Origin of the sequence: Klebsiella sp. MISC125 (genome assembly GCF_051131775.1) — a bacterium.
Lineage (GTDB): Bacteria > Pseudomonadota > Gammaproteobacteria > Enterobacterales > Enterobacteriaceae > Klebsiella.
The window spans coordinates 652,539-671,167 of record NZ_CP180448.1 but is presented as its reverse complement, the minus strand read 5'-3'; the positions used below and the strand labels follow the sequence as shown (position 1 = coordinate 671,167).

The following is an 18,629-nucleotide window of genomic DNA, read 5'->3' as shown; positions in this document are numbered from 1 at the left end:
CTTGATATATTCCTAATATTCCATTCCATTAAAAGAACTTGTTAGAACAATACTAGAACTCAAGGTATAGTCATTTCGTCGCTCGTTAAGGACGATCGGATCTTTATTACCAGGAGAATTTATGGATAAGTTCATTGACTGGCATCCGGCGGATATCATTGCCGGATTACGCAAAAAAGGGACGTCGCTGGCGGCTGAATCGCGGCGTAATGGTTTGAGTTCCTCCACGCTTGCCAATGCGTTAACCCGCCCCTGGCCCAAAGGTGAGCTAATTATTGCGAACGCGCTGGAGACAACGCCATGGGTCATTTGGCCATCGCGCTATCACGATCCCAATACCCATCAGTTTATCGACAGGACGCAGATGATGCGTCAAAGGAAGAATAACAAGTAAAGCGAGGTCATACAGACAACAGCCCCCGGACAAGCGTCAGAGGGCTGCTGCCGCTACAGGTTTATTCGCCTTTGACGCGTTCGATATTTGCGCCCAACGCCTGCAGTTTATCTTCAATACGTTCGTACCCACGGTCAATGTGGTAGATACGATCGACAATCGTCGTACCCTCCGCAATGCAGCCCGCCAGCACCAGACTTGCTGACGCACGTAAATCGGTCGCCATCACCTGAGCACCAGAAAGCTGCTCTACGCCGTGACAAATCGCCGTATTGCTCTCGATTTCCGCATGAGCGCCCATACGGATCAGTTCCGGTATGTGCATAAAGCGGTTTTCAAAGATGGTTTCAGTGATCACACCCGTTCCCTCTGCAACCAAATTCAGTAAGGTGAACTGAGCCTGCATATCGGTCGGGAAACCCGGGTGTGGAGCAGTGCGAACGTTGACGGCTTTCGGACGATGACCATGCATATCCAGACTAATCCAGTCCTCACCCGTTTCGATATCTGCCCCGGCATCACGCAACTTCGCCAGAACAGCATCCAGGGTATCAGGCTGGGCATTACGGCACAGGATCTTACCGCCAGAAATGGCGGCAGCCACCAGGAAAGTGCCCGTTTCGATACGGTCTGGTAGAACACGGTATACGCCGCCGCCCAAACGCGCGACGCCTTCGATGGTGATACGATCGGTACCCTGGCCTTTGATCTTCGCACCCAGCGTATTCAGGAAGTTCGCAGTATCGACAATTTCCGGCTCGCGCGCGGCGTTTTCGATAACAGTAGTGCCTTCCGCCAGCGTTGCAGCACTCATGATGGTCACGGTCGCACCAACGCTGACCTTATCCATCACGATATGCGCGCCCTTTAAACGCCCATTGACCGATGCTTTAACATAGCCTTCTTCCAGTTTGATTTCCGCGCCCAGTTGTTCAAGACCGGTGATATGCAAATCAACCGGACGAGCGCCAATGGCGCAGCCACCTGGGAGTGAAACCTGGCCCTGACCAAAACGAGCCACCAGCGGCCCCAGCGCCCAAATAGAGGCGCGCATGGTTTTAACCAAATCGTACGGAGCACAGAAGACGTCAACCGGGCCAGCATCGATCCATACAGAACCATTACGCTTAACGTTCGCGCCCAACTGGCTCAGCAGTTTCATGGTGGTATCGATGTCTTTCAGCTTCGGTACGTTTTGGATCTCAATCGGCTCGTCGGCTAACAGCGCGGCAAAGAGGATTGGCAGGGCGGCGTTTTTCGCACCGGAAATCGTGACTTCGCCCTGAAGACGAGTCGGCCCCTGAACACGGAATTTATCCATTGATTCTGTTCTCTGTTAAGAATTCACATACGCTGTGGGGAACATCCCCACAGCTTATAAGCCATTTAGTTTGCGGTCACGCGCCCACTCCTGCGGGGTAAACGCTTTAATCGACAGAGCATGGATGCGGTTGTCGGCAATAAATTCCATTAACGGGGCGTAGATAGCCTGTTGCTTCTTGACCCGGCTCATGCCGTCGAACATCTCACCCACAGCAATAACCTGAAAGTGGCTGCCATCGCCAGAGACGTGGACTTCCTGAAGGGAGAGTGCGTTCATCAGCACGGTCTGAATTTCATGATTTTCCATGGGCTAGTTTTATCTGATAGTGAAAACAGCCCAACATCTTAGAGGAAAGTGGCGCGGTCTTAAACAAGCAAAAAGCCCCATCGAAAAGTTTGATGGGGCTTTCAGAATAGCTTTAGCAGTAAGACACTGAAAAATTATGGGATCATGTCGTCCGGGAGGTTGTAAAGCCCGATCAGGGTTTGCACGTTTTCACTCTTACCCATTAACCGCGCTGCCCGGCCCTGACGACGAATCAGAGCAATGAAATGCACCAATAGCGCCAGACCAGCTGTGTCCACGCGGGTCACCTCATTCAGATCAATTACCGACACGCCATCCGTCGCCTGCGTGCGAGCTTCCCAGAGCGGGACCAGCAGATCCTGGTCCAGCTCCCCGTGCAGCACCAGCGTCTCACCATCGCGAGTCCAGCTCAGCTGCCCGGTCATTATTTTTTCTGTTCCAGGGTAATCGGCTGTGCGGAGCTTGTCTTCAGCTGCGCCGTCAGACCATCAATACCTTTAGTGCGCAACAGGTCACTCCACTCGTTTTGCTTGGTGGTGATCATGCTCACCCCTTCCGCAATCATATCGTAAGCCTGCCAGTGACCTGTTTGGGTATTTTTACGCCACTGGAAATCCAGACGAACCGGCGGACGGCCATTCGGATCGAGGATAGTCACGCGGATTGGAATAATAGTTGCTTCGCCAAGAGGTTGTTCTGGCGCAATCTGGTAAGTCTGCCCGTGATACATTGCCAGCGCCTGGCCGTAAGCCTGTTTCAGATATTCACGGAAAGCGGCGAAATAAGCATCGCGCTGAGCAGGAGTAGCCTCTTTATAATAACGGCCCAGCACCAGCGCACCAGCGTATTTTACCTGAACATACGGCAGCAGTTCCTGATCGACGATATCGCGCAGGTAGTTCGGGTTAGCCTGGATCTTCGGCTGCTCATTCTTCAGGCGATCGAAGGTTTTCTGCGCCGCTTCATCCATCAGCTTGTACGGATTAGATTGATCCGCAGCGGTCGCGGCAGTCAAGGGGGCAATCACCAGCATGGCGACCATTAGTAAGCGTTTAAACATATCTTATCTCCTGAAATTAATGCGTCGTGCCGGCTGGCTGCGTAGCGTCAGTATGACTTTCTTCCGCAGCTGGTTCATCGCCAGAATTCTTATTGTCGCTGCCTTTACTGCTGTAAAGGAACTGACCTATCAGATCCTCCAGTACCATTGCAGACTTGGTGTCCTGAATGGTGCCACCATCTTTAAGGATAGAAGTTCCCAGCTCAGGGTCTTCAAAACCAATGTTCATCGCCAGATACTGTTCACCCAGCAGGCCGGAAGTTCTGATTGCCAGCGAGCTGGTATCCGGAATGTGGTTGTAACGCTCATCGATATCGAGAGCCACACGCGGCAGATAGGTTTTCGGGTCGAGCGTGATATCCGCCACGCGCCCTACGACAACACCACCAATACGTACCGGGGACCGCGCTTTCAGACCGCCAATATTGTCAAAGGTGGCGTAGAGTCGATAGGTCGGTTCGGTACGCAAAGAGGTCACGTTTGCCGCCTTCAGGCAGACAAACAGCGCGGCCAGCAGCGCGACCAGTAAGAACACCCCTACCCAGATTTCATTTTTTCTCGTTTGCATGAACTCAATTCCCAAACATCAGCGCAGTCAGCACAAAATCCAGCCCCAGAACCGCCAGCGACGCATGTACCACGGTACGCGTTGTCGCCCGGCTAATCCCGGCGGAAGTGGGGATAGCGTCATAACCGTTAAATAACGCGATCCATGTTACCGTAATGGCGAAAACCAGACTCTTAATCAGGCAGTTAACCAGGTCCATCCGCCAGTCGACGGCATTTTGCATCGCGGTCCAGAAGAATCCACCGTCGATACCCTTCCAGCTAACGCCGACCAGCGATCCCCCCCAGACGCCGACTGCCACGAAAATGATCGTCAACAACGGCAGTGAAATCACCCCGGCCCAGAAACGCGGAGAAATCACGCGGCGAAGCGGATCAACCGCCATCATCTCCATACTGGAGAGCTGCTCGGTCGCACGCATCAGGCCGATTTCAGCAGTCAGCGCCGAACCGGCACGCCCGGCGAACAGCAGCGCGGCGACAACCGGCCCCAGTTCACGCAGCAGAGACAGCGCCACCAGCATGCCCAGACTGGTTTCGGCGCTATAGGTGGTTAAGACCAGATACCCCTGCAGCCCCAGAACCATACCAATAAACAGCCCCGAGACGATGATGATCAGCATCGACAGCACGCCGACGTTGTATAGCTGACGCATCAGCAGCGGCGCATGCTTACGAAACTCAGGCTTGCCCACTACGGCGTTGAAGAGCATTAATCCAGCACGCCCAAACGTCGCGATACTTTTAATACCACGATGTCCGAGCGCGGCCAGCGCATTTAACAGCATGAGTCGCTTAACTCCCTTTGCCTAATAAATCATGGTGATAGTCGCCCGCGGGATAGCGGAACGGCACAGGGCCGTCGGCAATACCATCAATGAACTGACGAACCCGAGGATCGGCATTTTCACGCAGCGACTGCGCGCTCCCATGCGCCACAACTTTTTTGTCCGCCACAATATACGCAAAGTCCGCAATGCTGAGCACTTCCGGCACATCATGCGAAACCACGATACAAGTGACACCCAGGGTACTGTTGAGTTCAGAAATCAGCTTCACCAGTACTCCCATGGTAATGGGATCCTGCCCGACAAAAGGCTCATCGAACATGATTAAATCAGGTTCCAGCGCAATGGCCCTCGCCAAAGCGGCGCGGCGCGCCATCCCACCGGAGAGCTCGGAAGGCATCAGCTTCGCGGCACCACGCAGCCCGACAGCTTCCAGCTTCATCATCACCGTGGTGTGCAGGAGCGCTTCCGGCAGGCGGGTATGTTCGCGCAACGGATAAGCCACGTTATCAAACACATTCATATCTGTGAACAGCGCGCCGGACTGAAACAGCATGCTCATTCGCTTGCGCACGGTATACAGGCGCGAACGAGACATCTGCGGCACGTTTTCACCATCAAACAGGATCTCGCCCTTGTCTGGTGGGATCTGGCCGCCGATCAGGCGTAACAGGGTAGTTTTGCCGATCCCTGATGGTCCCATGATCGCAGTGATCTTACCGCGAGGCACCGACAGCGAGATGTCGTCGAAAATCACGCGGTCGCTTCTTGAGAAGCGAATACCGCGAACTTCGACTAAATTCGCCAAAGTTTGGCTCATAAAATCATCCTTACTAGACACCCATTGAGCTAAGCATGGCGCTTTCTGTCACCACGAACCCAACATTTTTACAGAATCTTACCTGCCCAGGTTAGCGAAAGCTGGCATTTGTTTTACTTTTGGCACACATAAAGTCAAAATTAAGAATTCGTTACGCTGCCTACGGACGGCCAGCAAGGCGACGATTATACCTGAAGAAAGGACTTTAGATGCTCTTAGCGACGGCTCTGTTAATTATTGGTTTATTGCTGGTTGTCTATAGCGCCGATCGTCTGGTTTACGCCGCTTCAATACTCTGTCGCATGCTGGGGATCCCGCCGCTCATTATCGGTATGACGGTCGTCAGCATCGGTACCAGCCTGCCGGAGATCATCGTATCCGCCGCCGCTTCTCTGCATGGTCAAACCGATCTGGCAATTGGTACGGCACTGGGATCCAACATCACCAATATTTTACTGATCCTTGGTCTCACCGCGCTATTTCAGCCATTTACCGTGCATTCTGATATCCTGCGCCGCGAATTACCGCTAATGTTGCTGGTCAGTTTACTGGCGGGCTTTGTGCTATATGACGGTCAGCTGACGCGTATGGATGGCCTTTTTTTGCTGGCGCTGGCAATACTGTGGCTACTGTTCACGATTAAAATAGCCCGTCTCGCTGAGCGTCAGGGTAACGACAGCCTGACCCGAGAGCAGCTCGCGGAGCTACCGCGCGAAGGTTCGCTTCCCGTCGCCCTACTGTGGTTGGGCGTCGCGATGATTGTGATGCCCATGGCTACGCGTATGGTGGTCGATAACGCTACGGTGCTGGCGAACTTTTTTGCCATCAGCGAACTGACCGTCGGCTTAACGGTGATTGCTATCGGTACCAGTTTACCAGAGCTGGCAACCGCCATTGCCGGCGCGCGAAAAGGTGAAAACGATATCGCCATCGGCAATATCATCGGCGCTAATATTCTTAATATCGTGCTGGTTCTCGGGCTTCCCGCGCTGATTGCGCCAAGCACCTTCGCCGCCGAGGCGTTTACCCGCGACTATGGCGTCATGCTGCTGGTCAGCCTGATCTTTGCCCTACTGTGCTGGCGGCGTAAACAGCAGCCAGGTCGGCTAGCAGGCCTACTACTGGTGGGCGGATTTATGCTTTGGTTGGCGATGCTGTTCTGGACAGCGCCGCTCTTCGTTGAATGATTCGGGATAACATTATGTCGCAAATAGATTTGCCAGCGGATTTTGACTTTCAACGGGCAGGCCGTGAGGTTCTGGAAATTGAACGTGAAGGTCTGGCCCAACTTGATCAATATATTAATGAAGATTTCACCTGCGCCTGTGAGAGCATTTTTCACTGCAACGGCAAAGTTGTCGTGATGGGGATGGGCAAATCTGGTCATATCGGGCGAAAAATGGCAGCTACCTTTGCCAGCACCGGAACTTCATCATTTTTTGTTCATCCGGGCGAAGCCGCACATGGCGATTTAGGTATGGTCACCCCACGTGATGTGGTTATCGCACTCTCAAATTCGGGTGAGTCAAACGAAATCCTCGCGCTTATCCCCGTTCTTAAACGTCAGCAGGTTTCGCTTATTTGTATCACCAGCCGCCCGGAAAGCAGCATGGCGCGCGCGGCAGACATTCATCTGTGCGTGAAGGTGCCAAAAGAGGCCTGCCCATTAGGGTTGGCGCCAACTTCAAGCACCACTGCCGCGCTGGTGATGGGCGACGCGCTTGCCGTCGCGCTGCTGGAAGCACGCGGTTTTACCGCTGAAGATTTTGCCCTGTCACACCCTGGCGGCGCGCTGGGACGTAAGCTGCTGCTGCGGGTCAATGACATCATGCATACCGGCGATGAAATCCCGAATGTAGGTCTTCAGGCCACGCTGCGCGATGCGCTGCTGGAAATCACGCGCAAAAATTTAGGCATGACCGCTATCTGTGATGATGAAATGAATATCATCGGTATCTTCACCGATGGCGATCTGCGTCGGGTATTTGATACCGGCGTCGATATGCGCAATGCCAGTATTGCCGAGGTGATGACCCGAGGCGGCATCCGTATTCGCCCCGGTATCCTGGCCGTCGATGCGCTGAACCTGATGCAATCCCGTCATATCACCTGCGTGTTGGTTGCTGATGGCGACCGTCTGGTAGGTGTGGTACATATGCACGATCTCTTGCGCGCGGGCGTAGTGTAAGTAAGGAAAAAATAATGAATAATGCTGATGCCCTGATCGCGACCTGTTATGGGCCGGTAAGTCAGGGCTTTATTGATCGCGCAGCGAAGATCCGTTTACTGATCCTCGATGTCGATGGCGTCCTGTCCGATGGGCTTATCTTCATGGGCAACCACGGCGAAGAGCTAAAAGCGTTTAACGTACGTGATGGCTACGGGATCCGTTGCGCCCTGACTTCAGATATTGAAGTGGCGATAATTACCGGACGAAAAGCTAAACTGGTAGAAGACCGTTGCCAAACTCTTGGCATCACGCATCTGTACCAGGGGCAGTCTAATAAACTGCTGGCATTTCATGAATTACTGAACAAACTGGCCGTTCGCGCTGATGAAGTGGCCTATATCGGTGACGATCTGATCGATTGGCCGGTGATGGCTGAGGTTGGTTTAAGCGTAGCGGTGGCAGATGCGCACCCGCTGCTGATCCCGCGCGCAGATTACGTCACTCGCATTAATGGCGGTCGCGGGGCGGTACGGGAAGTTTGCGATTTGCTACTATTGGCGCAGGGCAAGTTGGATGAGGCCAAAGGGCAATCTATATGAGTAAAACCAGACGTTGGGTTATCATTTTACTGTCGCTGGTCGCGCTGATCCTGATCGGCCTGAATCTGGCGAGTACGGACGAGACCACCCAGCAAGCGGTCAATCCTGATGAGCCAACGTATACCAGTGAGCATACCGACACCGTCGTTTATAGTCCGGAAGGGGCGCTTAATTACCGGCTGATAGCTGAACACGTGGAGTATTTTTCCGAACAGCAACTGTCGTGGTTCGCAAAACCGGTAATGACCACCTTCGATACTAACAAAGTACCAACCTGGTCTATCAAAGCGGATAAAGCCAAGTTGACGAATGACCGCATGCTGTATCTTTACGGGCACGTTGAAGTGAATGCGCTGACGGCGGATTCTCAACTGCGCAAAATTACGACGGATAACGCCCAGATAAACCTGGTGACGCAGGATGTTACCTCCGATGACATGGTGACGTTGTACGGAACAACATTTAATTCCAGCGGCCTGAAAATGCGCGGGAACCTGCGCAGCAAAAATGCCGAGCTGATTGAAAAGGTTAGAACCTCATATGAAATTCAGAACAAACAAACTCAGCCTTAAGATTGCGCTCGCCAGCGCCTTACTGGCCGCCAGCCTGCCGGCACTGGCAAAAACCGGTGACACCGATCAGCCAATTCATATTGAATCCGATCAGCAGTCGCTGGATATGCAAGGTAATGTCGTCACGTTTACTGGTAATGTCGTTGTTACCCAGGGAACCATCAAAATCAACGCCGACAAGGTTGTCGTAACTCGCCCGGGCGGAGAGAAAGGCAAAGAGGTTATTGACGGTTATGGTAACCCAGCGACCTTCTTCCAGATGCAGGACAACGGCAAGCCGGTTAAAGGCCGGGCGTCAAAAATGCATTATGAACTGCAAAATGACTTTGTCGTGCTGACCGGCAATGCGCATCTGGAACAGATCGATAGCAATATCCAGGGTGACAAAATCACCTATCTGGTAAAAGAGCAAAAAATGCAGGCGTTCAGCAATAAAGGTGGGCGAGTGACCACGGTTCTGGTTCCTTCGCAGCTGCAGGACAAAGGCACCGACCAGTCAAAGAAGGGTAAGTAATTCGTTATGGCAACATTAACTGCAAAGAATCTCGCCAAAGCTTACAAAGGCCGCCGTGTGGTGGAAGATGTCAGTCTGACCGTGAATTCAGGTGAGATTGTTGGCCTGCTCGGCCCAAACGGTGCGGGTAAAACCACGACCTTCTATATGGTCGTCGGTATCGTTCCGCGCGACGCTGGCAACATCATTATTGACGATGAAGATATCAGCCTGCTGCCACTACATGCTCGCGCGCGTCGCGGTATAGGCTATCTGCCGCAGGAAGCCTCCATATTCCGTCGCCTGAGCGTGTACGATAACCTGATGGCGGTATTGCAGATCCGGGACGACTTAAGCAACGAGCAGCGTGAAGATCGCGCGAAAGAGTTGATGGAAGAGTTTCACATTGAGCACCTGCGCGATAACCTCGGCCAGGCGCTCTCCGGTGGTGAACGTCGCCGCGTCGAAATCGCCCGTGCGCTAGCTGCTAACCCGAAATTTATCCTGCTGGATGAACCTTTTGCTGGCGTCGACCCTATTTCCGTCATCGATATCAAACGTATCATTGAGCATCTGCGCGATAGCGGCTTAGGCGTCCTGATAACCGACCATAACGTCAGGGAAACACTCGCCGTTTGTGAACGTGCCTATATCGTCAGCCAGGGTCATCTGATAGCTCACGGTACACCTCAACAAATCCTTGAAGACGAGCAGGTTAAGCGCGTGTATCTTGGGGAAGACTTCAGACTCTGATAGGGTAGAGGTTACAGACGTTTTAGCCGGAGATATTGGCCCTGAATATGAAGCAAGGTTTGCAATTAAGGCTAAGCCAACAGCTTGCCATGACGCCACAACTGCAGCAGGCGATTCGTTTACTGCAGTTGTCCACGTTAGAACTCCAGCAAGAACTCCAGCAGGCGCTGGATAGCAACCCGTTGCTGGAGCAAACCGATCTTCACGATGAGGTAGAAACCAAAGAGGCCGAGGATCGCGAATCTCTGGATACCGTCGATGCCCTTGAGCAAAAAGACATGCCTGAAGAACTGCCGCTTGATGCCAGCTGGGATGAGATTTATACAGCAGGAACGCCATCAGGTAACGGCGTCGATTATCAGGATGACGAACTGCCCGTCTACCAGGGTGAGACCACTCAAAGCCTGCAAGATTACCTGATGTGGCAGGTTGAACTTACACCGTTCACTGATACCGATCGCGCCATCGCGACCTCCATTGTCGATGCCGTTGATGATACCGGCTATCTCACTATTTCTGTCGAAGACATCGTTGAGAGCATTGGCGATGATGAAATCGGACTTGAAGAAGTTGAAGCCGTCCTCAAGCGCATTCAGCGTTTCGACCCCGTCGGCGTAGCGGCAAAAGATCTGCGCGACTGCCTACTGGTTCAACTTTCGCAGTTTGCCAGAGAAACACCCTGGATTGATGAAGCACGTCAGATCATCAGCGATCACCTTGATCTACTAGCGAATCATGATTTCCGCTCTCTCATGCGCGTAACCCGCCTCAAAGAAGAAGTATTAAAGGAAGCGGTAAGCCTGATCCAATCCCTGGATCCGCGCCCTGGTCAATCCATTCAAACTGGCGAACCAGAATATGTCATTCCTGACGTGCTGGTGCGTAAGGTGAATGACCACTGGGTCGTTGAACTCAATTCAGATAGCCTACCGCGCCTGAAGATCAATCAGCACTATGCTGCCATGGGTAACAGCACACGCAATGATGCCGACGGCCAGTTTATCCGCAGCAATCTGCAAGAGGCTCGCTGGCTGATCAAAAGCCTGGAGAGCCGTAACGATACGCTACTGCGCGTCAGTCGCTGCATTGTTGAGCAGCAGCAGGCCTTTTTCGAGAAAGGTGAAGAGCATATGAAGCCGATGGTACTGGCTGATATTGCTCAGGCCGTCGAAATGCATGAATCGACCATTTCACGCGTTACTACCCAAAAATACCTGCATAGTCCACGCGGTATTTTTGAGCTGAAGTATTTCTTCTCCAGCCATGTAAGCACAGAAGGCGGCGGCGAAGCATCGTCGACGGCCATTCGCGCGCTGGTGAAGAAGTTAATCGCCGCGGAGAACCCCGCGAAGCCGTTGAGCGACAGTAAGCTCACCACCATGTTATCCGATCAGGGTATTATGGTGGCGCGCCGCACCGTCGCTAAGTATCGAGAGTCTTTATCCATTCCGCCGTCGAATCAGCGTAAACAACTGGTTTGACCCAACCGATAAGGAAGACACTATGCAGCTCAACATTACAGGACACAACGTAGAAATAACCCCTGCTCTGCGCGATTTTGTTAATACGAAATTTAGCAAGCTGGAGCAGTTTTTCGATAGGATCAATCAGGTCTACATTGTGTTAAAGGTAGAGAAGGTAACGCAAATTGCGGATGCCAACCTGCATGTCAACGGTGGTGAAATCCATGCCAGTGCGGAAGGGCAGGATATGTATGCCGCTATCGATGGTCTTATTGATAAGCTGGCAAGACAGCTAACAAAACATAAAGATAAACTGAAACAACGCTAATTGTCCGGGCATAACCTACGCCAACCGCCAGCAGGCGGTTGGTCAGGGCGAGCTCAGGTGAAATTATGATAAATAACGATTCGGCTCTACAACTGAGCAATGTCCTTAACCAGGAATGTACCCGTAGCCAGGTTCACTGCCAGAGCAAGAAACGTGCCCTGGAAATCATCAGCGAGCTGGCAGCAAAACAGCTAGGCTTGCCGCCTCAGGTGGTGTTCGAAGCGATCCTCACTCGCGAGAAAATGGGCAGCACCGGGATCGGTAACGGTATCGCGATCCCACACGGAAAACTCGAAGAGGATACGCTGCGGGCCGTTGGCGTTTTTGTCCAACTGGAAACCCCGATCGCTTTTGATGCGATCGATAATCAACCTGTCGATCTCCTGTTTGCGCTTCTCGTTCCCGCCGATCAGACCAAAACTCATCTGCATACGCTTTCACTGGTCGCAAAACGTCTGGCGGATAAAGCAACCTGTCGCCGACTACGCGCCGCCCAAAGCAACGAAGAGTTGTATGAAATTATCACCGAAGCAGGAAGCAACGATGGGGCATAACGGGAGTCGCACCTTACTCTTTATCGTACTGAGGAGAAACGGTACATGGTACTGATGATCGTCAGCGGCCGTTCAGGATCGGGGAAATCCGTCGCCCTGCGAGCGCTGGAAGATATGGGTTTCTACTGTGTGGACAACCTACCGGTGGTTTTGTTACCCGAACTGGCACGCTCGCTTGCAGATAGAAATATCTCAGCTGCCGTCAGCATTGACGTACGTAACATGCCTGAGTCACCGGAAATCTTTGAGCAGGCAATGAAAAATCTGCCCGCAGAATTTTCGCCTCAGTTGCTGTTTCTTGACGCCGATCGCAACACCTTAATTCGCCGCTACAGCGATACGCGCCGCTTACATCCGCTGTCGAGCAAAAATCTGTCGCTCGAAAGCGCTATTGATGAAGAGAGCGACCTGCTGGAACCACTGCGTTCTCGCGCCGATCTGATCGTCGATACTTCCGAGATGTCGGTGCATGAGCTGGCAGAAATGCTGCGTACCCGTTTGCTAGGCAAACGCGAACGTGAGCTGACGATGGTCTTCGAATCTTTCGGCTTCAAGCATGGTATCCCTATCGATGCCGACTACGTTTTCGATGTGCGCTTCCTGCCTAATCCGCACTGGGATCCGAAACTGCGCCCGATGACAGGTCTGGACAAACCTGTCGCCGCCTTCCTCGACCGACACACGGAAGTTCACAATTTTATCTACCAGACTCGTAGCTATCTTGAACTATGGTTACCCATGCTGGAAACCAATAATCGCAGCTATCTGACGGTGGCCATTGGTTGTACTGGCGGTAAACACCGTTCGGTCTACATCGCCGAACAGCTGGCTGACTACTTCCGCTCGCGTGGTAAGAACGTGCAGTCTCGTCATCGGACGCTGGAAAAACGTAAATCATGACCGTTAAGCAAACCGTTGAGATCACCAATAAGCTGGGCATGCATGCCCGCCCGGCAATGAAGTTGTTTGAGTTAATGCAGAACTATGATGCTGAAGTCCTGCTGCGCAATGATGAAGGCACTGAGGCAGAGGCCAATAGCGTAATTGCCCTGCTGATGCTTGACTCAGCCAAAGGACGTCAGATTGAGATTGAAGCGAATGGCCCGCAGGAAGTTGAAGCGCTGGCAGCGGTTATCGCGCTGTTCAACGCCGGTTTTGATGAAGACTAGCACGACCCCCGGTTGCGTCGCGTGATGCTTACCGGGGTTATAAATTTAGCCACTATAAACATCAATGTAGCTTATTTTTCTGCATAAACCCTTCCCCACCCAACTGACGCATCTGGCGTAAAATCCACGCTTGCCGACTACGGACGTATCCTGACGGTGCGTCTGCGCGAAAGCGAATCGGGTTAGGCAAGACCGCAGCTAACAGCGCCGCTTCAGAAGCGGTCAACTTACTGGCCGGTTTATGAAAATAGCGCTGTGATGCGGCTTCCACACCAAACGTCCCTTCACCAAACTCAGCAATATTCAAATAAACCGTGAGGATGCGTTTTTTGCTCCAGACGGTCTCGATACCAACGGTCAGCCCAGCCTCCAGCCCTTTTCTCAGCCAGCTGCGACCATCCCACAAGAACAGATTTTTTGCTGTCTGCTGTGATAGCGTTGAGGCACCGCGAATGCGGCTCTCGTTGCGCTCATTATGTGCCAACGCCTTCTCAATGGCGGAAACATCAAAACCCCAGTGCTCAGGGAATTTCTGATCTTCAGCAGCAATAACCGCAAGCCCCATCCAGGGAGATATCTCATCCATCCCCACCCAATCAGAATGGGCGACGTAATGAAAATTCCCAGAGGCCCAGGCACTGACCTGCCGTTCCAGCATCACGGCCGAAAAAGGAACCGGCACGATGCTAAACAGCACAATGCCACCGCCCCATACCACCAAACATGCCAACAACAACCGCAGCAAAAGACGTTTGATCATTCGCAGCGGGGAAAAACGAGACTTCATGCAGTCAGAACCAGCACGCGAGCGACCAGTTTTTCAATTCCGCTCGCCGCTTCAGCAATATTCTGCGCCAGCATATATGCCGGAGTCGTCACCACTTTGTGGTCTTCATCAACCACTATGTCATCGACCGGGCAAGGCACGTGTTCAGCGCCCATCTCCTCTAATGCATCTGCGGTATCCAGATCGGTGCCAATAGTCACGCGTAGCGGAAATGAGAAAATTTTAGGTAGCAACGCCGGAGCGATACAGATAAAACCCAACGGTTTACCCGCCAGATGCATGGCCAGAGCCAGTTCTTTCAGATCGCTATCCACCGTACATTCACTGCCCTGGGAAGCAAAGCTACTGAGGTTTTTCGCCGCGCCAAATCCGCCGGGCACAATCAGCGCATCCAGCTCATCCGCTCGGGCATCTGCCAGGGGGCGAATTTCCCCGCGCGCAATGCGTGCGGCCTCAACGAGCACATTACGGCTTTCAGCCTGCGCTTCCCCGGTCAAATGATTGATAACATCAGTTTGTACTTTATCAGGTGCAAAACAGATGGCCTGGGCGCCGCTGCGAGCAATCGCCAGCAAGGTAATAACCGCTTCATGAATTTCGCTGCCGTCATAAACACCGCAACCGCTTAGCACCACACCAATTTTCTTCATCACATCAGCCCCTTAGTACAAGTTTATGGAACCAGTCAAAAATTTTGATTTACTCGCTATGCTTCACATATTTTACCGATTCACGTAACAAATTATTTAAGCTTTGCTATCTTAATCAGCGAGCAAGCCAAATCCTCAGGTTGCGCCGTGTAAAAAAATCACTCAAATGATTCTGGCACAACAACCAGTTCCCTGGTGTTGGCGCAGTATTCGCGCACCCCGGTTTATCCGGGGTCATTTTTTATCAGCCGCCGCTACCCACGCTTTCAGTACCGCAACGTCGCTTTGCCACTCGGATTTCATCTCTTCAACCCATTCTGCAACGTTATCTGACCATGCCGGCAAATCTGGTGACTGAATCTGTTGCCCAAGCTGCTGAATGTGACGCAAACCAATTGAGCCAGCCGCCCCCTTAATTTTATGCCCTTCGTCGACAATACCTTTCTGGTCACGCGCGGTTAGGTTCGATTCCAGAACCGCCATATAGCCCGGCATCATTCTCTCGAAAACCGCCAGACCGTCATTGATAAGCTTCGGTCCCACCAGTTCGATATACTGCTCAAGCATCGGAATATCCAGTACAGAAGCCGATTTATTGACATCTACAGATGGCATATCGTTCTCTTCCTCTTCCGGTGAATCCCAGAATTTTTTGATAATTGCGGTTAGCGCCGGGACCGATAACGGTTTACTCAGGACATCGTCCATCCCGGCGTCCAGATACTCGTTTTTGTTCTTCAGTACATTAGCGGTGAGCGCCACCAGCGGCGGGAGTTCATCAGCAGCAAAGCGTTGTTTCAGCTGGCGAGAGATATCCAGTCCCGTCATATCCGGCAGCTGAATATCGAGCAGAACCAGGTCGTATTCGCCGGGCACAAACATCTCCAGCGCGGCCTTACCGGTCATCGCCACATCCACGCTATTGCCTAGTTTCTCCAGCACCGAGCGCGCGACGATCACATTCAGTTCAATATCTTCCACCAACAACACGTTCAGCGCCGGTAATGGCATTTCATCTTCTGCCAAAGTGTCTTCGACTTCTTCAGCAATAGCAGGTGCATGTACGGTGAGCGTAAAGGTCGCCCCTTTGCCCGGCAGGCTGGAAACGCAGATATCACCGCCCATGTTGCGCGCCAGACGACGCGATACCGCAAGGCCAATACCGGTGCCGGTCGCGGGTTTGCCTCCCTGGCTATCTTTAACCTGATAATACATGGCAAAGATTTTGTCCTGTTCCGCTTCAGGAATACCAATACCGGAATCTTCTACTTCAAAATGCAGAATATCGCCTTCGTCATAACGCACGCGGACGTTCACATTCCCGCCCTGCGGAGTAAATTTCACCGCGTTACTAATGAGGTTCCACAGAATCTGGCGTAGCCGCGTACCGTCGGTTATCACTTGATGCGGCAGCGGAAGGGCGGGATCCAGAACAAAGTGCAGACCTTTCTGCTGTGCCTGCAGGCCAGAGAGGTTTTCCAGGTCAGCGAGGAAGCCAGTGAAATCAACCGGCTGATTATCCAGCTGAATTTTACGCCGCTCCATTTTGTCCATCTCAATAATATCGTTGAAGATATTACCCAGCGTCACGGCTGAGACATGGATAGTTTTCAGGTATTTTTCCTGCTCTCCGGTTAGATCGGTATCCAGCAGGATCCTGCTAAGCCCCACGATGCCATTAAGCGGCGTACGCAGCTCGTGGCTAATAGTAGAGATAAAGGTGGTCTTATCACGGCTGGCCCTCTCCAGCGCGTCCTGATAGCGCTTACGCTCGGTAATATCGCGACCGAAGCCCATCAAGCCACGTCGCTTACCTACGCGGTCATAATAAGGTACCTTGCGGATTTCAAAGCAGGCCTTGCGCCCATCCGGATAATCCAGCCACTGCTCATAGGTCAGCGATACGTTATGACGGAAAACTTTCTCATCCGTTTCCAGCACTTTCTCCGCCACTTCTGCGCCATAAACATCCTGTGGCTTCAGATGAATTAGCTGCTTTTCACTTTTACCGGTCAGCAGTTCCATCGCCCGGTTGCAGCCAGAAAACTCTTTATCTTCATTACGATAGAAAACTAAATCCGGAGACGCATCAAGGAAGGAGCGCAGGAAGGAGGATTGCTGCTCAAGCTGAATTTGCGCCTCTTCACGTTCCTTCATCTCAATTTTCAGTTGCTCAAGCGTCGTTTCACGTTCTGCTTCAGCTTTTTCACGTTCGCCGATTTCCTGATTAAGCTGGGCGATGTTGTCCTTAAGCTGCACATTCAACTTGAGATCGCGCTCGCGCATCTCCTCCAGCTTCTCCACTAGCCGCGAGAGACGCTGCCGGGACTCTTCCAGTTGCTCAACAACGACCGAGAGGAAATAGACCGCCCACGGGGTAATCAGCAGGCCAAAGAAGATGGAGCGGATAACATCAATACTTTCTACCTGGCCGTGCAGCACCATGGTCACGGCCATTTGCACCACAATCGCCAGTACCACCAGCGCAAGGGCCAGCAGCATGGAAAAGCGCACCAGACCCAACTTCATCATCAGGTCAACATAATACTGCGCCAGCATACGGATTTGCTTCATAGGAGATTCCTTCGCGACAACTTCGCACAATAATACTCAATTCTGAGCAAGACGCTGTAAGTTGTGCAAAAAATGCGGGAAGGATTGTGTTACGCGGCTGACCCTGGATTACAGTCAGCCGGAATATAGATAGGAAACTGGACTGGTCGTTAGCGCTTACTGAGTGCTTCCCATAACCCTTTGAGGTAGGTTACTCCCAGCGCGCGATCGTACAACCCATAGCCTGGACGCCCTGTTTCTCCCCAAATAAAGCGCCCATGATCCGGACGGATATAGCCGCTAAAACCATTGTCATAGAGCGCCTGCATCACTTTGTACATATCTAAAGAGCCAAATTCTGATGGGTGAGCGCACTCATAAAAATCTTTGTCTTTGATGAGGTTTATATTACGCACATGGGCAAAATGGATTCGCTTACGGCGAGTAAACTCGGCCAGAATCGAGTAGACATCATTAGCCGGGTCTTCCGCGATAGAGCCGGTACAGAGCGTGATGCCATTCGCCTCTGAATCCACCGCCCGACAAATCCAGTCCAGATCGTCACGATTTTTCACCACTCGCGGTAGACCAAAAATTGAGTACGGCGGATCGTCCGGATGAATAGCCATTTTCACCCCCACCTCTTCACAAACGGGGATCACTGCATTCAGGAAATAGACCAGGTTTTCGCGCAGTACTGTGTCATCAACATCTTTATATTGAGCAAAAAGGTCCTGAACTTTTGCCAGCCGCTCTGGTTCCCAGCCCGGCAGCGCAAAACCATTCGAATTTTCCAGAACCTCTTTCACCACCTCTTCAAGACTCTTATCAATGTCTTTCTTCTCAAAAGCCATCGTCAGGGAGCCATCCGGCAGAACATAGTTCATGTCCGTCTTCATCCAGTCAAAAACCGGCATGAAGTTGTAGCAAATGACCTTAACGCCAAACTGAGCAAGATTGCGGATAGTTTGCTGATAATTGGCGATATAACGATCGCGGGAAGGTAAACCGATCTTAATATCATCATGAATGTTGACGCTTTCAATGACTTCCATTGTAAGCCCAGCGGCATGGGCTTGCTTCACCAGATCCTCAATTTTATCAACTGGCCAGACCTCACCAACGGCGACATCATAAAGTGCGCCTACAACACCTTCTACACCCGGAACCTGGCGAATATATTCCAGAGAGACCTTATCTTCATCTGGACCAAACCAACGCATTGTCATCTGCATACGAAACCACCTGAGTCAATGTTATCAATAAACCATAGCCTACT

General features: G+C 52.1%; 23 protein-coding genes. 12 read left to right on the top strand and 11 right to left on the bottom strand.

Translation table 11 applies throughout. The features are described from left to right. The first annotated feature begins 121 nt into the window (after window positions 1-121). Entirely contained in the window at window positions 122-394 is a 273-nt protein-coding gene (gene sfsB / locus ACMYSL_RS03200; protein ID WP_110272857.1) for a DNA-binding transcriptional regulator SfsB, read from the top strand. A 61-nt stretch (window positions 395-455) separates the two neighbouring features. Here the strand turns inward: sfsB and murA are convergent, their stop codons facing one another. The 7 genes from murA to mlaF all read right to left on the bottom strand — a co-directional run bounded on the left by murA (window position 456) and on the right by mlaF (window position 5,259). Next, entirely contained in the window at window positions 456-1,715 is a 1,260-nt protein-coding gene (gene murA, locus ACMYSL_RS03195) for a UDP-N-acetylglucosamine 1-carboxyvinyltransferase (protein ID WP_112213559.1), read from the bottom strand. A 54-nt stretch (window positions 1,716-1,769) separates the two neighbouring features. Further along, entirely contained in the window at window positions 1,770-2,024 is a 255-nt protein-coding gene (ibaG, locus tag ACMYSL_RS03190; protein WP_110272855.1) for a BolA family iron metabolism protein IbaG, read from the bottom strand. Between the two features lie 134 nt (window positions 2,025-2,158). After that, window positions 2,159-2,449, bottom strand: a complete 291-nt coding sequence (gene mlaB, locus ACMYSL_RS03185; RefSeq protein ID WP_112213558.1) for a lipid asymmetry maintenance protein MlaB — start codon at window positions 2,447-2,449, stop codon at window positions 2,159-2,161. Beyond that, entirely contained in the window at window positions 2,449-3,084 is a 636-nt protein-coding gene (gene mlaC, locus ACMYSL_RS03180; RefSeq protein ID WP_110272853.1) for a phospholipid-binding protein MlaC, read from the bottom strand. Before mlaC ends, mlaB begins: the two co-directional genes overlap by 1 nt. A 16-nt stretch (window positions 3,085-3,100) precedes the next feature. After that, window positions 3,101-3,652, bottom strand: coding sequence for an outer membrane lipid asymmetry maintenance protein MlaD (gene mlaD / locus ACMYSL_RS03175; RefSeq protein WP_434661345.1), 552 nt, complete (start codon window positions 3,650-3,652; stop codon window positions 3,101-3,103). A 4-nt stretch (window positions 3,653-3,656) separates the two neighbouring features. Next, window positions 3,657-4,439, bottom strand: coding sequence for a lipid asymmetry maintenance ABC transporter permease subunit MlaE (gene mlaE / locus ACMYSL_RS03170; protein WP_110272851.1), 783 nt, complete (start codon window positions 4,437-4,439; stop codon window positions 3,657-3,659). Window positions 4,440-4,446: 7 nt separating this feature from the next. After that, complete coding sequence (gene mlaF, locus ACMYSL_RS03165; protein WP_110272850.1) at window positions 4,447-5,259, bottom strand: phospholipid ABC transporter ATP-binding protein MlaF; 813 nt, start codon at window positions 5,257-5,259, stop codon at window positions 4,447-4,449. 209 nt (window positions 5,260-5,468) lie between these two features. Here mlaF and ACMYSL_RS03160 point away from each other — a divergent pair, with 209 nt between their 5' ends. From ACMYSL_RS03160 to npr, 11 genes are all read left to right on the top strand, one after another. After that, window positions 5,469-6,446, top strand: a complete 978-nt coding sequence (locus ACMYSL_RS03160) for a calcium/sodium antiporter (RefSeq protein WP_434661344.1) — start codon at window positions 5,469-5,471, stop codon at window positions 6,444-6,446. Beyond that, the gene (gene kdsD, locus ACMYSL_RS03155; RefSeq protein ID WP_434661343.1) at window positions 6,443-7,447 is read left to right on the top strand and encodes an arabinose-5-phosphate isomerase KdsD; all 1,005 of its coding nucleotides are present in this window, start codon (window positions 6,443-6,445) and stop codon (window positions 7,445-7,447) included. The genes ACMYSL_RS03160 and kdsD overlap by 4 nt, the downstream gene beginning before the upstream one ends. Before the next feature lie 14 nt (window positions 7,448-7,461). Next, window positions 7,462-8,028: a 3-deoxy-manno-octulosonate-8-phosphatase KdsC gene (gene kdsC / locus ACMYSL_RS03150; protein WP_110272848.1), complete on the top strand. Its 567-nt coding sequence runs from the start codon at window positions 7,462-7,464 to the stop codon at window positions 8,026-8,028. Further along, window positions 8,025-8,600 carry an LPS export ABC transporter periplasmic protein LptC gene (lptC, locus tag ACMYSL_RS03145; protein WP_182235060.1) on the top strand — a complete coding sequence of 192 codons (576 nt, stop codon included), beginning with the start codon at window positions 8,025-8,027 and terminating at the stop codon, window positions 8,598-8,600. The genes kdsC and lptC overlap by 4 nt, the downstream gene beginning before the upstream one ends. After that, window positions 8,569-9,114, top strand: coding sequence for a lipopolysaccharide ABC transporter substrate-binding protein LptA (lptA, locus tag ACMYSL_RS03140; RefSeq protein ID WP_110272846.1), 546 nt, complete (start codon window positions 8,569-8,571; stop codon window positions 9,112-9,114). Before lptC ends, lptA begins: the two co-directional genes overlap by 32 nt. A gap of 6 nt (window positions 9,115-9,120) precedes the next feature. After that, complete coding sequence (lptB, locus tag ACMYSL_RS03135) at window positions 9,121-9,846, top strand: LPS export ABC transporter ATP-binding protein (protein ID WP_110272845.1); 726 nt, start codon at window positions 9,121-9,123, stop codon at window positions 9,844-9,846. A gap of 47 nt (window positions 9,847-9,893) precedes the next feature. Then, complete coding sequence (gene rpoN, locus ACMYSL_RS03130) at window positions 9,894-11,327, top strand: RNA polymerase factor sigma-54 (protein WP_112213552.1); 1,434 nt, start codon at window positions 9,894-9,896, stop codon at window positions 11,325-11,327. A 22-nt stretch (window positions 11,328-11,349) separates the two neighbouring features. Then, the gene (hpf, locus tag ACMYSL_RS03125) at window positions 11,350-11,637 is read left to right on the top strand and encodes a ribosome hibernation promoting factor (protein WP_112213551.1); all 288 of its coding nucleotides are present in this window, start codon (window positions 11,350-11,352) and stop codon (window positions 11,635-11,637) included. Between the two features lie 65 nt (window positions 11,638-11,702). Further along, on the top strand, window positions 11,703-12,191 hold the full coding sequence (ptsN, locus tag ACMYSL_RS03120) for a PTS IIA-like nitrogen regulatory protein PtsN (RefSeq protein WP_182235062.1): 489 nt from the start codon (window positions 11,703-11,705) through the stop codon (window positions 12,189-12,191). Between the two features lie 45 nt (window positions 12,192-12,236). Then, entirely contained in the window at window positions 12,237-13,091 is an 855-nt protein-coding gene (rapZ, locus tag ACMYSL_RS03115; protein WP_004106169.1) for an RNase adapter RapZ, read from the top strand. Further along, window positions 13,088-13,360 carry a PTS phosphocarrier protein NPr gene (gene npr / locus ACMYSL_RS03110; RefSeq protein ID WP_004106170.1) on the top strand — a complete coding sequence of 91 codons (273 nt, stop codon included), beginning with the start codon at window positions 13,088-13,090 and terminating at the stop codon, window positions 13,358-13,360. Before rapZ ends, npr begins: the two co-directional genes overlap by 4 nt. 61 nt (window positions 13,361-13,421) lie before the next feature. Here npr and mtgA read toward each other — a convergent pair whose 3' ends face one another. The 4 genes from mtgA to uxuA all read right to left on the bottom strand — a co-directional run bounded on the left by mtgA (window position 13,422) and on the right by uxuA (window position 18,585). After that, on the bottom strand, window positions 13,422-14,147 hold the full coding sequence (gene mtgA, locus ACMYSL_RS03105) for a monofunctional biosynthetic peptidoglycan transglycosylase (protein WP_434661342.1): 726 nt from the start codon (window positions 14,145-14,147) through the stop codon (window positions 13,422-13,424). After that, on the bottom strand, window positions 14,144-14,797 hold the full coding sequence (gene elbB / locus ACMYSL_RS03100; RefSeq protein WP_434663924.1) for an isoprenoid biosynthesis glyoxalase ElbB: 654 nt from the start codon (window positions 14,795-14,797) through the stop codon (window positions 14,144-14,146). The genes mtgA and elbB overlap by 4 nt, the downstream gene beginning before the upstream one ends. A gap of 234 nt (window positions 14,798-15,031) precedes the next feature. After that, a complete protein-coding gene (gene arcB, locus ACMYSL_RS03095; protein ID WP_434661341.1) occupies window positions 15,032-17,371 on the bottom strand; it encodes an aerobic respiration two-component sensor histidine kinase ArcB in 2,340 nt (779 codons plus the stop codon). 149 nt (window positions 17,372-17,520) lie between these two features. Continuing rightward, entirely contained in the window at window positions 17,521-18,585 is a 1,065-nt protein-coding gene (uxuA, locus tag ACMYSL_RS03090; RefSeq protein WP_434661340.1) for a mannonate dehydratase, read from the bottom strand. Window positions 18,586-18,629 lie beyond the last annotated feature (44 nt).

Excerpts from the sequence above, each read along its gene's own strand:
- sfsB (WP_110272857.1), top strand. The coding sequence starts at position 122 with ATGGATAAGTTCATTGACTGGCATCCGGCGGATATCATTGCCGGATTA.
- murA (WP_112213559.1), bottom strand. The coding sequence starts at position 1,715 with ATGGATAAATTCCGTGTTCAGGGGCCGACTCGTCTTCAGGGCGAAGTC.
- ibaG (WP_110272855.1), bottom strand. The coding sequence starts at position 2,024 with ATGGAAAATCATGAAATTCAGACCGTGCTGATGAACGCACTCTCCCTT.
- mlaB (WP_112213558.1), bottom strand. The coding sequence starts at position 2,449 with ATGACCGGGCAGCTGAGCTGGACTCGCGATGGTGAGACGCTGGTGCTG.
- mlaC (WP_110272853.1), bottom strand. The coding sequence starts at position 3,084 with ATGTTTAAACGCTTACTAATGGTCGCCATGCTGGTGATTGCCCCCTTG.
- mlaD (WP_434661345.1), bottom strand. The coding sequence starts at position 3,652 with ATGCAAACGAGAAAAAATGAAATCTGGGTAGGGGTGTTCTTACTGGTC.
- mlaE (WP_110272851.1), bottom strand. The coding sequence starts at position 4,439 with ATGCTGTTAAATGCGCTGGCCGCGCTCGGACATCGTGGTATTAAAAGT.
- mlaF (WP_110272850.1), bottom strand. The coding sequence starts at position 5,259 with ATGAGCCAAACTTTGGCGAATTTAGTCGAAGTTCGCGGTATTCGCTTC.
- ACMYSL_RS03160 (WP_434661344.1), top strand. The coding sequence starts at position 5,469 with ATGCTCTTAGCGACGGCTCTGTTAATTATTGGTTTATTGCTGGTTGTC.
- kdsD (WP_434661343.1), top strand. The coding sequence starts at position 6,443 with ATGATTCGGGATAACATTATGTCGCAAATAGATTTGCCAGCGGATTTT.
- kdsC (WP_110272848.1), top strand. The coding sequence starts at position 7,462 with ATGAATAATGCTGATGCCCTGATCGCGACCTGTTATGGGCCGGTAAGT.
- lptC (WP_182235060.1), top strand. The coding sequence starts at position 8,025 with ATGAGTAAAACCAGACGTTGGGTTATCATTTTACTGTCGCTGGTCGCG.
- lptA (WP_110272846.1), top strand. The coding sequence starts at position 8,569 with ATGAAATTCAGAACAAACAAACTCAGCCTTAAGATTGCGCTCGCCAGC.
- lptB (WP_110272845.1), top strand. The coding sequence starts at position 9,121 with ATGGCAACATTAACTGCAAAGAATCTCGCCAAAGCTTACAAAGGCCGC.
- rpoN (WP_112213552.1), top strand. The coding sequence starts at position 9,894 with ATGAAGCAAGGTTTGCAATTAAGGCTAAGCCAACAGCTTGCCATGACG.
- hpf (WP_112213551.1), top strand. The coding sequence starts at position 11,350 with ATGCAGCTCAACATTACAGGACACAACGTAGAAATAACCCCTGCTCTG.
- ptsN (WP_182235062.1), top strand. The coding sequence starts at position 11,703 with ATGATAAATAACGATTCGGCTCTACAACTGAGCAATGTCCTTAACCAG.
- rapZ (WP_004106169.1), top strand. The coding sequence starts at position 12,237 with ATGGTACTGATGATCGTCAGCGGCCGTTCAGGATCGGGGAAATCCGTC.
- npr (WP_004106170.1), top strand. The coding sequence starts at position 13,088 with ATGACCGTTAAGCAAACCGTTGAGATCACCAATAAGCTGGGCATGCAT.
- mtgA (WP_434661342.1), bottom strand. The coding sequence starts at position 14,147 with ATGAAGTCTCGTTTTTCCCCGCTGCGAATGATCAAACGTCTTTTGCTG.
- elbB (WP_434663924.1), bottom strand. The coding sequence starts at position 14,797 with ATGAAGAAAATTGGTGTGGTGCTAAGCGGTTGCGGTGTTTATGACGGC.
- arcB (WP_434661341.1), bottom strand. The coding sequence starts at position 17,371 with ATGAAGCAAATCCGTATGCTGGCGCAGTATTATGTTGACCTGATGATG.
- uxuA (WP_434661340.1), bottom strand. The coding sequence starts at position 18,585 with ATGCAGATGACAATGCGTTGGTTTGGTCCAGATGAAGATAAGGTCTCT.